The organism is Arthrobacter sp. efr-133-TYG-118 (genome assembly GCF_030209755.1).
Lineage (GTDB): Bacteria > Actinomycetota > Actinomycetes > Actinomycetales > Micrococcaceae > Arthrobacter.
Genome location: NZ_JARVRH010000010.1, coordinates 401,833 through 411,655, shown reverse-complemented (window position 1 = coordinate 411,655; position 9,823 = coordinate 401,833). Strand labels below are relative to the sequence as shown.

At 64.4% G+C, this 9,823-nt stretch carries 12 protein-coding genes and 2 pseudogenes; 9 read left to right on the top strand and 5 right to left on the bottom strand.

Annotated features, from left to right (window positions below; all coding sequences use genetic code 11):
- The 9 genes and pseudogenes from QRN59_RS10710 to QRN59_RS10670 all read left to right on the top strand — a co-directional run.
- A partial coding sequence (locus QRN59_RS10710; protein WP_284982487.1) for a nuclear transport factor 2 family protein occupies positions 1-406 on the top strand: 406 nt, incomplete at its 5' end.
- A 562-nt stretch (positions 407-968) separates the two neighbouring features.
- Positions 969-1,355, top strand: coding sequence for a hypothetical protein (locus QRN59_RS10705; RefSeq protein WP_284982486.1), 387 nt, complete (start codon positions 969-971; stop codon positions 1,353-1,355).
- A 28-nt stretch (positions 1,356-1,383) separates the two neighbouring features.
- Entirely contained in the window at positions 1,384-2,403 is a 1,020-nt protein-coding gene (locus QRN59_RS10700) for a ferritin family protein (RefSeq protein ID WP_284982485.1), read from the top strand.
- Complete coding sequence (locus QRN59_RS10695) at positions 2,400-2,684, top strand: MmoB/DmpM family protein (protein WP_284982484.1); 285 nt, start codon at positions 2,400-2,402, stop codon at positions 2,682-2,684. Before QRN59_RS10700 ends, QRN59_RS10695 begins: the two co-directional genes overlap by 4 nt.
- Position 2,685: 1 nt before the next feature.
- Positions 2,686-4,224 carry a YHS domain-containing protein gene (locus tag QRN59_RS10690; RefSeq protein WP_284982483.1) on the top strand — a complete coding sequence of 513 codons (1,539 nt, stop codon included), beginning with the start codon at positions 2,686-2,688 and terminating at the stop codon, positions 4,222-4,224.
- 1 nt (position 4,225) lies between these two features.
- Entirely contained in the window at positions 4,226-4,546 is a 321-nt protein-coding gene (locus tag QRN59_RS10685) for a phenol hydroxylase subunit P4 (protein ID WP_284982482.1), read from the top strand.
- A 97-nt stretch (positions 4,547-4,643) separates the two neighbouring features.
- Positions 4,644-4,850: pseudogene (locus QRN59_RS10680) on the top strand (2Fe-2S iron-sulfur cluster-binding protein); the annotation flags it as partial.
- A 69-nt stretch (positions 4,851-4,919) separates the two neighbouring features.
- Positions 4,920-5,666 carry an FAD-binding oxidoreductase gene (locus tag QRN59_RS10675; protein ID WP_284982507.1) on the top strand — a complete coding sequence of 249 codons (747 nt, stop codon included), beginning with the start codon at positions 4,920-4,922 and terminating at the stop codon, positions 5,664-5,666.
- Entirely contained in the window at positions 5,663-6,025 is a 363-nt protein-coding gene (locus tag QRN59_RS10670; protein WP_284982481.1) for an SOS response-associated peptidase family protein, read from the top strand. The genes QRN59_RS10675 and QRN59_RS10670 overlap by 4 nt, the downstream gene beginning before the upstream one ends.
- A gap of 45 nt (positions 6,026-6,070) precedes the next feature.
- Here the strand turns inward: QRN59_RS10670 and QRN59_RS10665 are convergent.
- The 5 genes and pseudogenes from QRN59_RS10665 to QRN59_RS10645 form a co-directional block, all read right to left on the bottom strand.
- Positions 6,071-6,288, bottom strand: a pseudogene (locus QRN59_RS10665) (DUF4113 domain-containing protein); the annotation flags it as partial.
- A gap of 37 nt (positions 6,289-6,325) precedes the next feature.
- A complete protein-coding gene (locus QRN59_RS10660; protein WP_284982480.1) occupies positions 6,326-6,556 on the bottom strand; it encodes a hypothetical protein in 231 nt (76 codons plus the stop codon).
- 88 nt (positions 6,557-6,644) lie between these two features.
- On the bottom strand, positions 6,645-8,126 hold the full coding sequence (locus tag QRN59_RS10655; protein WP_284982479.1) for an NAD-dependent succinate-semialdehyde dehydrogenase: 1,482 nt from the start codon (positions 8,124-8,126) through the stop codon (positions 6,645-6,647).
- 95 nt (positions 8,127-8,221) lie between these two features.
- The gene (gene glyA / locus QRN59_RS10650; protein WP_284982478.1) at positions 8,222-9,499 is read right to left on the bottom strand and encodes a serine hydroxymethyltransferase; all 1,278 of its coding nucleotides are present in this window, start codon (positions 9,497-9,499) and stop codon (positions 8,222-8,224) included.
- A 20-nt stretch (positions 9,500-9,519) separates the two neighbouring features.
- Complete coding sequence (locus QRN59_RS10645) at positions 9,520-9,819, bottom strand: putative quinol monooxygenase (RefSeq protein WP_141474104.1); 300 nt, start codon at positions 9,817-9,819, stop codon at positions 9,520-9,522.
- Positions 9,820-9,823: the final 4 nt, after the last annotated feature.

The following is a 9,823-nucleotide window of genomic DNA, read 5'->3' as shown; positions in this document are numbered from 1 at the left end:
CGTGGCGCGACTCTTCGATGCCAACAAGGAGACCGTGGCGCGACTCTTCGATGCCAACAAGGAGACCGTGGCGCGACTCTTCGATGCCTTCCGGGCCGGAGACACCGAGGCCTTCAACGAGCTGATCGTGCAGGACTACAAGCAGCACAACCCGCAGGCCGACGATGGTTTGCAGGCGGTCAAGGACTTCTTCTCCCAGTTCGGGCCGGTCGACGTCGAAGTTCATCGCATGATCGCCGAAGGTGACTTCGTCGCCGTCCATTCGCACTACAAGACGTTCAACTCCGCAGGCGTGGACATCTTCCGGTTCAGTGAGGACGGCAAGATCATCGAGCACTGGGACGTGCTGCAGGAAGTCCCAGCGACGACGGCAAGCGGGAACGACATGTTCTCGCAGCTGAGCTGAACTTCCTGCCAGCTTGACCGGCGTTCGCCTGCCCAGGGTCGCAGGGCGGTCGACTTTGCTGACAACTCCAGAAAAGCAGGTAAGGATGCGCTCTCCGCGCGAAACAGGGCGCAAGATGGAAGTCACAGGGCATTGGTGGATGGATGATCACCGCTCCGGACATGGCGACCGCGTTGCTCGACATCGCCGAGCGCATGGCGATCATGGTCGACACCTTCGACAACCCGGATTGAGCCAGCTGCACACCGAACATGACACCGACGAAAAGCATGAGGAGACTCTCCGTGGTCTCGTCGAGTTCGTCGCCGTCCTCAGCGAATAGGTCTGGCCAGCTGTAGATGTCGGCCAGCTTCTGGGTGATGCGGAGTACATGGCCGTAGTACTGCACGAGGTCGGCCGGGACGGTGCCGATCATCGCGACCTTTCGGCGGACCGATTCCGTCCTAACCCGCACACATTGGCGCGGATACCGCTATCAGGTTCGCTCGGCGCGGCATGGTCCGGGAGCACTTCACCTGCCATGACCGCGGTGGGATGATGGGGAGAGAAAGGTACCCCGCCGATGACGCCCTTCATGCTCGCCGTCCAAGCTCTGCTCGACGGCAACCAGCCCCCGGAACCAGCGACCAAGCTGAGCCGACCTCGCCCGGTCGCGAAGGCCACGGACACGCACGTGATGATCCGCTCTCTCGCCGAGCAGCTCGTGAGCGAGGCCAACGCGGTCCTGCGCGGACGCGGTGTTGGGATCAGTCTGGTCGACGACACCGGTCCCGGTGAACTGACCTTCACTCTGCGACACGGCGATACAGCTGCGCGCGTGCGGACGGTGGTGACGGGTCACACCGCTCTGGGCCAGCTGGTGTGGGCCGACACGCCCGTCGAGGAGCCGCGCGAGCTCACGTCGGAGGACGAACTGCAAGCGTTGGTGCTCAGTCTGCTCGGAGACTGACGAGGAACCACGGGACGAGGACACGATCGTGCAGTACGAGTTGCGGCATCAAGTCATCCCCGCCAAGCGACAGACGTACCAGAACGTCATCGATCGGCTCGGAGACCAGCCGGTGAGCAGGTATCTCGAAGGCACCCTCGACGTGCAGCCTCGGGAGAACTTCCACTACCGGCCAACCTGGATGTCTAACCGCGAGCTGTACGACGAGCGGTTCTCGGCCTTGCGGCTGACCGACAGCTACCGGTTCACCGACCCGCGGCAGTACTACTACACGACGTATGTGGCCGCACGCGCAGGGCTGCACGACGACTTCACCAAGACGCTGGGCTATCTCGAGGAGCGCGACCTGCTGGCCAGGATTCCCGCGGGCTGGCAGGCGGTGCTCTCCTCGGTCGTGGTGCCGCTGCGCCACTACGAGTCCGGCGCCCAGCTGGTCAGCGTGGCCGGCGCCCGGTTCGCCTACGGCACCTCGGTGGAGCAGTGCTGCAGCTTCGCGGCATTCGACCGGATCGGGAACGCGCAGATGCTGTCCCGTGTCGGGATCGCGCTCGGCGGCGGCACGCGGGACAGGCTTGAGGCGGCCAAACGGATGTGGGTGGACGGTGCGCACCTTCAACCGCTCCGCCGGTTGGTCGAGGAGATCATGGTACTTGACGACTGGGCCGTGAGCCTGTTGGCTATCGATCTTGTCGACTCGCTCGTGTATCCCCTGGTCTACCGCGGGCTCGACGAGCACGCGCTCCTGGGCGGAGCCGTCGCCTACAGCTTGGTCGCCCAGCACTTCAGCGCATGGTTCGAGGACCAGCGCAAGTGGATCGACGCGCTGGTCGCCACGTGGGCTACGGACCCGGAGGCCGGCCTGGCCAACCGAGAGGTCTTGGGTCACGTCCTCGAGACGTGGGCAGGGCGTGCGTATGCGGCGGTCGCGGCACTCGCCGCCGCTGTCGACTCACACCTGCCGGGGGCCGAGACCGGCACCGAGCTGGCCGCGACGGCTGAGTCCCGGCGGTCTCCCTGGGCCAGTCTGATCGGAGGTGCTGCCTCTTGAACGCTGCGCATCGCCAGGTGTCAATCGACGTCCAGGAGTCGGAGGAGAACCGTGTGCTCATCGAGGCAATCGAGGCGGACAACCCGGCGGTGACGATCCGTCATCTGCCGGGCCTGATCAAGCTGCAGGCTCCGGGTCAGATCGTCATCAACCGGGAGAGCGTGGAGGAGCGGCTGGGGCACGAGTGGGAGACCGGTGAGTTTCAGCTGGCCATCGTGTCGTACACCGGCAACATCTCGGAGTGGGACGATGACCAGATCATCGTGAAATGGGAGCACTGACATGAGCATCGAGTCGCCGAGGGCGGCTGCTTGGAAGAAGCTACCGCTGAAGGAACGGTATGCGCTGCTCACTCGCGACCTCGACTGGGAGCCCAGTTACATAGACCGTGAGCAGCTGTACCCGTTCACACGCTATGAGGGCATCAAGGTCCACGACTGGGACGGCTGGCAGGACCCGTTCCGACTCACCGTGGACGCGTACTGCAAGTACCAGGCGGAGAAGGACAGGCGGCTGTACGCCGTGCTCGACGGGTTCGCGCAGGGCCAAGGACATCTGACCCTGTCCGACGCCAGCTACCTGAACTCGATCAAGCTGTTCATCCAAGGTGTGACCCCGCTGGAGTATGCCGCACATCGACACTTCGCGTTCCTGGCCCGCCACCTCGAGGGCCCGGGGCCCCGGTTCGCGGCGCTGTGCCAGAGCATCGACGAGCTGCGGCACACCCAGACCCAGATCCACACGATCAGCAACTACAACAAGTACTACTCGGGGTTTCACAGCTGGTCGAAGATGCACGACCGGGTCTGGTACCTCGCGATACCGAAGTCGTTCTTCGACGACGCCATGAGCGCCGGACCATTCGAGTTCCTCATCGCGATCTCCTTCAGCTTCGAGTACCTGCTCACCAACCTGCTGTTTGTGCCGTTCATGAGCGGCGCCAGCTTCAACGGCGACACACCGACCATGTCGTTCGGATTCTCCGCACAATCCGACGAGAGCCGGCATATGACCCTCGGCCTAGAAGCCATCAAGTTCCTCCTCGAGCAGGACGAGGACAACGTGCCGATCATTCAGGACTGGGTCGACAAGTGGTTCTGGCGGGCATACCGGCTGTCGGGACTGGTCGCCGCCATGATGGACTACATGCTTCCCAAGCCGGTGATGAGCTGGAAGGAAGCCTTCGAGCTCTACTTTGAGGATCAGATGCTCGGCGGCCTGTTCCCCGACCTGGACTTTTACGGCATCCGGCCGCCGCGCCATGTCGACGACGCGATCGCGGAGAAGGAACACCTGTCCCACCAGGTGTACAAGATCCTCCACAATTTCTCCTCCGTCGCAGCCTTCACCACGAAGACCCCGGACCATGTCCACCTCGACTGGCTCTCCGAGCAATACCCGGGCACGTTCGACATCTACTACCGGCCAACGTGGGAGAAGCACCAACGCATCGAGGCCGGCGGCGGCCGCATGTTCGTCCGGGGCCTGCCCCAGCAGTGCCAGGTGTGCCAGCTCGCGATCTCGTTCACCGAGCAGGACGACCGGCGGAAGATCTCGTTCAGACGAAGCGAGTTCCGCGGCGAGACATTCCACACCTGCAGCGACGGATGCAAATGGATCTTCGACCGAGAGCCCGAGAAGTACGTGCAGGCATGGCTGCCTGTTCACCAGATCCTCAAGGGCGACTGCGGCGGGCCGGCCATTCCGGATGTCCTGGCCTGGTACGGGATCCAGACGGGCGACAACGGCGAGTACAACGGCTCCCCGGACGAGCAGTTCTGGCGGGCCTGGCATGATCCTTCGCTGAGGCATGGAGAGTGATATGAGCGTAAAGGCGCTATACGACTACGAGTTCCCATCGATGGACCGTGCCAAGTTGTTCGGCGAGGACCTGCTGGTCTACGTGCATTGGGAAGGCAACCCGATCTTCTGCTCCGCGGTCTGCTTCCGGGTCCCGAAGACCATGCCGTTCGGCGAGTTCGTCACCAGCTTCGTCGTCCCCTGGGCTGAGTCAGACCCCGACTTCGACCACGAGGCAATGAAGCACTGGCGCATCTTCGACGAACTGCTCGACGTCGCCGATAACAAGTCCCTGGCCGATCTCGGCATCGGACACAAAGCACTGCTTACCTTCGCCGGCTAGCTAACCGCTGCGCGGGCGCCCGGGTCTGGTGAACCATCGGTCGCACGTCCCGAGGAGATGAACTGCAACGACAACCTACACCGTACGCGTCGAACCGCTCGGCACCGAGATCAGCTGCCGGGATGACCAAGCGGTGCTTGACGCCTGTCTGCGCGAGGGCATCTGGCTGCCACACGCCTGCACCCACGGCACGTGTGGGACCTGTAAGGCCATTGTGCTGGAAGGCGATGTCGACCACGGCGACGCGTCGCCGTACGCCCTGCTCGACAGCGAACGACAGGAAGGCTGCGCCCTGATCTGCGTCGCCAGGCCGCGCAGCAACCTGGTCATCGAGGGAGAGATCGACGCCGAGGAGGGCGTCGCGGTCCATCCGGTGCGCGACTACACCGGCACGGTAGAGTCGCTCGACGAAGTGGCACCCAATGTTCGACGCCTCCTCATCGCGCTCGACCGGCCGTTGAGCTTCAATCCCGGGCAGTACATACAACTCGTCATGCCCGACGGAGACTCACGTCCGTATTCCGTAGCGAGCACGCCCGCGGCCCCTGATCGCATCGAACTGCATATCAAGCGCTCACCCGGTGGGGTGTGTACCGACGGCTGGGTGTTCAAACACCTGGCCGTCGGCGACGGCGTCTCGCTGTCCGGGCCGTACGGCCGATTCTCGTTCCGCCCGTTGCGGTCGGAACCCGTCCTGCTCCTCGGGAGCGGCACTGGCCTGGCTCCGCTGAAGTCGATGGTCCAGCACATCGCGGAGACCGGCGGCGAACATTCGGTGATTCTCTACCACGGCGTCGCGACGCGGACGGATCTTTATGACCACGAGCTGTTCGAGGCGTGGGACGCCGAAAATGACTGGTTCAGCTACCGACCGGCTCTCTCCCGCGACGAGTGGAACAGCCGCACCGGCCGTGTGCCGGCGCTGCTTGCCGAGGACTATCCCAGGGCTTCCGGACACACCGCCTACGTCTGTGGAAGCCCCGCGATGGTTAACGACACTCTGAGAGTGCTGATGAAGGCGCGCTTGTTCCCGCGTGACATCTTCCGCGAAGACTTCTTCGACTCGAGAGACAGGGCCAGTGGCGCCCACATCGTCCGAAGTCCTCTGATCCGTCGGTGAACGACACCGCCGCGGGTTTGTTCGCGCTCCGGCGCAACCCGGCCATCGAAGACGAAACCCACCCGGAGGCGTGGCTGCTCTCCTGCACGGTCCTGACCATGGCCGCTCCCCCGGCCGCCCCGGACCGGCCCGCCCTGGCACAACAGGCCGGGCTGCACGACCGCCTCCCGGTCCCGGTGTCCCCCGGCAACATTGATACGTGGCTGGACCCCCGGGACAAGGACGGCGCCGGACTGCTGGACCTGGTCCGCGGCGAAGCCTATGACGTAGCCGCTGACTGGGCCCTCCGGTCCGTCGAACTGGTCAAAGATGAGGACGGCCGGCACCGCCTGGAAACCGTAGACAACCCCGTCGTCTAGCCTGCCAGGGGCTGCTCACCGGTGGGGCAACGGGGGTTCGGGGGTTCACGGGGCTTTGACGAGGGGCGGTTCGTCCCAGCGGGTGGTGTGCCGGGGTGAGAGGATGTCCCGTTTCATGGTCCAGCCCGGGCCTCTCCGGATCCCGGCGTGTCTGGGCCCGATCGACCCCCTCCCGTAGCGTTTGCTGATTTCTCCAAGAGTGTGCCGATCTCATGCTCCTCGTGGACGTTCGCAAACAGTTTCTGGTTCCCGCTGGGCCGCAAGGGTTGCCGACCTCTGTGGTTCGGACCGATTCCACGCCTACGTGTTCGCGGGTTCTTCGCGCGCTTCGCGGGTCTGACCGTAGGGGACATCCTGGCTTACAGCGACGGTGTAGCTGGTGTAGCTGTGTTGGGTAACGAGGATGCCGTGGCGGCGTTCCTTCTTGGCTCGTTCGCGGGCGATATCGACGGCGGCGTTCAGATCGTTTTCGAGGGTGTTCGGGTCGTGGGCGATGATTTCCAGGACGATGTCCGAGTGGTGTTTGATCATCGTGGTCTCTTTCTGGTCAGGGTGTGCCGAGCTATCAACCCCTGTGGGGTTTCCGGGGCCTTCGTTCGGGACTCGGCTGTTTTGATGTTTAGTCGGCGTAGGGGTCCGCGATGCCGACGTACTGCGTGGTGAGGTATTCTTCGATGCCTTCGAAGCCGCCTTCACGGCCCAGGCCGGACTGCTTCACGCCGCCGAAGGGTGCAGCGGCGTTGGAGATGACGCCGGCGTTGAGGCCGAGCATGCCGGTCTCGATCCGTTCGCTGACGCGCAGGCCCCGGTTGAGGTCCTTGGTGTAGACGTAGGCGACCAGGCCGTATTCGGTGTTGTTGGCCAGGTTGATGGCTTCGTCTTCGCTCTTGAAGGTGATGATCGGGGCCACCGGTCCGAAGATTTCTTCCTTCAGGATGCGGGCATCCGCTGACACGTTCTTGAGCACGGTGGGCTGGTAGAAGTAGCCCGGGCCGTCCACCGGGGCACCTCCGGTGACGGCGATTGCGCCGTTGGCAACGGCGTCGGACACGAGGGCGTGCACGTCGTTGCGGGCTTTGCCGTCGATCAGCGGGCCGACCGTGGAGTCCGGCTCGGTACCGCGGGCAGTGTTAAGTGCCGAGATCTTGGCAGCGAACTTGTCGGCGAAAGCGTCGGCGATGGAGTCGTGCACAATGAAGCGGTTGGCTGCGGTGCAGGCCTCGCCCATGTTGCGCATCTTGGCCGCGACGGCGCCTTCAACGGCCTTGTCCAGGTCGGCGTCCTCAAAGACCACGAACGGTGCGTTGCCGCCGAGTTCCATGGAGCTGCGCAGGACCTTGTCCGCGGCTTCGCGCATGAGGGCCTGCCCGACGGCGGTGGAACCGGTGAAGGAGATCTTGCGCAGGCGGTGGTCCTTGATGAGGGGCCCGGTGACCGCGCCTGCCGTTGAGGTCTGGATGACGTTGAGCACGCCTGCGGGGAGGCCTGCTTCCTGCATGACCTGCGCGAAGAGCAGGCTGGTCAGCGGGGTCAGGTTGGCGGGCTTGAGCACCATGGTGCAGCCGGCGGCAACTGCGGGGGCAATCTTGCGGGTAGCCATGGCCAGCGGGAAGTTCCACGGGGTGATCAGCAGGCACGGGCCAACCGGCTTTTTCTGGACCAGGATGCGGTTCTTGCCGTCCGGGGCCGCGGAGTACCGGCCGCTGACGCGGACGGCCTCCTCGGAGAACCAGCGCAGGAACTCGGCGCCATAAGCTACTTCGCCGCGGGCTTCGGCCAACGGCTTGCCCATTTCCAGGGTCATGAGCAGCGCGAAGTCTTCGGCGCGTGCCGTGACCAGCTCGAACGCGCGGCGCAGGATTTCGCCACGCTCGCGGGGAGCGGTACGGGCCCAGGAGGCCTGGGCGGCGGAAGCAGCGTCCAGCGCCGCGGCGCCGTCCTCCGCCCCGGCGTCGGAGATGCTCACGAGGTCCTTGCCCGTGGCGGGATCCTCGACGTCGAACGTCTTGCCGGATGCCGCAGGCAGCCACTGGCCGTTGATGAGCAGCCCCGTGGGAACGGAGGCAAGAAGCCGGGTTTCGTTGTTCAAGGGAGAGGTCATGGTTTTCCATTCGTTCGGGGGAACCGGAAGCCGTTGGCGTTTGCTGCGCCGGCTTGGGCCGCGCCGGAGTCGACACCTGTCGCGACTGCGGAGGGTTACACCTTTGCTCGCTTCTTTGCGCTGTCAGGCAAGTGCGGGTAGATGGGGAAGGCGTCGGCGAGCGTGGTCACCCGGGCGGCCAACTCCGCCTCGTCTCCGCCGATGAGTGTTTCGGCGACTATGTCGGCCACCTCAGTGAACTCGTCTCGGCCGAATCCCCGCGTGGCCAGTGCGGGCGTGCCAATTCGAAGTCCGGAGGTGACCATCGGCGGACGCGGATCGAAAGGTACCGCGTTGCGATTCACGGTGATTCCGACACGGTGCAGGGCGTCTTCGCCGTCGCGTCCGGTCAAAGGTGAGTCGCGCAGGTCCACCATCGCGAGGTGTACGTCGGTACCGCCGGTGAGGACGGCGATCCCTTTGCTCCGCACGTCGGTCTCCGACAGACGGGCCGCGAGCAGCCGTGCCCCCTCGACCGAGTTGCGCTGCCTGGTACGGAACTCCGCGGTGGCAGCGATCTTGATCGCAACAGCCTTGGCCGCAATGGCGTGCATTAGGGGTCCGCCCTGCTGACCGGGAAAGACGTTGCTGTCTATGGCCTTTGCATGCTCCGCCGTCGTGAGGATAACCGCGGAACGCGGCCCGCCGAGGGTCTTGTGCACCGTGGTGGTGACGACATCGGCATACGGAATCGGCGACGGGTGAAGTCCCGCGGCGACAAGCCCGGCGAAATGTGCCATGTCCACCCACAGCGTGGCCCCCACGTCGTCGGCCACAACGCGGAATGCCTCGAAGTCAAGTTCTCGTGGATACGCCGACCATCCGGCGATGAGGACCCGCGGGCGTTCGGCGCGGGCAATCGTGAGCACCTTGTCCATGTCGATCCGCGACGTCCGAGGATCGACCTGATAGGCCGCCGCGCGATAGAGCTTGCCCGAGAAATTGAGCCGCATGCCGTGGGTAAGGTGACCGCCATGTGCAAGGTCCAAACCCAAGATGGTGTCCCCGGGTTGGGCGAAGGTGCTCAACGCGGCTGCACTCGCCTGCGCACCGGCATGTGGCTGGACGTTGGCGTGCTCAGCTCCGAACAGCGCTTTGAGGCGGTCTATCGCGAGTTGCTCAACGACGTCGACGAACTCGCAGCCGCCGTAATACCTACGCCGGGGGTACCCCTCAGCATATTTGTTGGTCAGAACTGAGCCTTGGGCCTCCAATACCGCACGCGGTACGAGGTTCTCGGAGGCGATCATTTCGAGCGTCGAGCGTTGCCGCCCTAGCTCGCCAGCCATCGCGGCGGCGAGCTCGGGGTCGACGTCAGCGAGTGGCAGGTCCATGACGGACTGAAGACATGTGCTCACGCTTCGTCGCCGACGGTCGTGAACGTTGTCACCGAGCGGCTCTGCAGACGCGGAATGACCTCTCCGAGGACGAGCGTTTGAAACGGCTCGGAGGCGCGGTGTTCCTCGTAGCCGGTCGCGTCGGTGTAATGCTCGTAGACGACGAAAGTGTTCGGGTCGTCGTTACTGACCTGCGCTTGGAAGTGGACCGACTTCTCTTCGGCGCGGTTGCCCGGGGTCATTTTCTCGAGGATTGACCGGATGTAGTCGGCCTCGCCTTCTCTTGCGGTCCAGGTGGCGATGATGACGTGTCCCATGATG

Coding starts and splice junctions, on each gene's coding strand:
- QRN59_RS10655 (WP_284982479.1), bottom strand. CDS start 8,126: ATGACCTCTCCCTTGAACAACGAAACCCGGCTTCTTGCCTCCGTTCCC.
- QRN59_RS10645 (WP_141474104.1), bottom strand. CDS start 9,819: ATGGGACACGTCATCATCGCCACCTGGACCGCAAGAGAAGGCGAGGCC.
- QRN59_RS10705 (WP_284982486.1), top strand. CDS start 969: ATGACGCCCTTCATGCTCGCCGTCCAAGCTCTGCTCGACGGCAACCAG.
- QRN59_RS10660 (WP_284982480.1), bottom strand. CDS start 6,556: ATGATCAAACACCACTCGGACATCGTCCTGGAAATCATCGCCCACGAC.
- QRN59_RS10690 (WP_284982483.1), top strand. CDS start 2,686: ATGAGCATCGAGTCGCCGAGGGCGGCTGCTTGGAAGAAGCTACCGCTG.
- glyA (WP_284982478.1), bottom strand. CDS start 9,499: ATGGACCTGCCACTCGCTGACGTCGACCCCGAGCTCGCCGCCGCGATG.
- QRN59_RS10685 (WP_284982482.1), top strand. CDS start 4,226: ATGAGCGTAAAGGCGCTATACGACTACGAGTTCCCATCGATGGACCGT.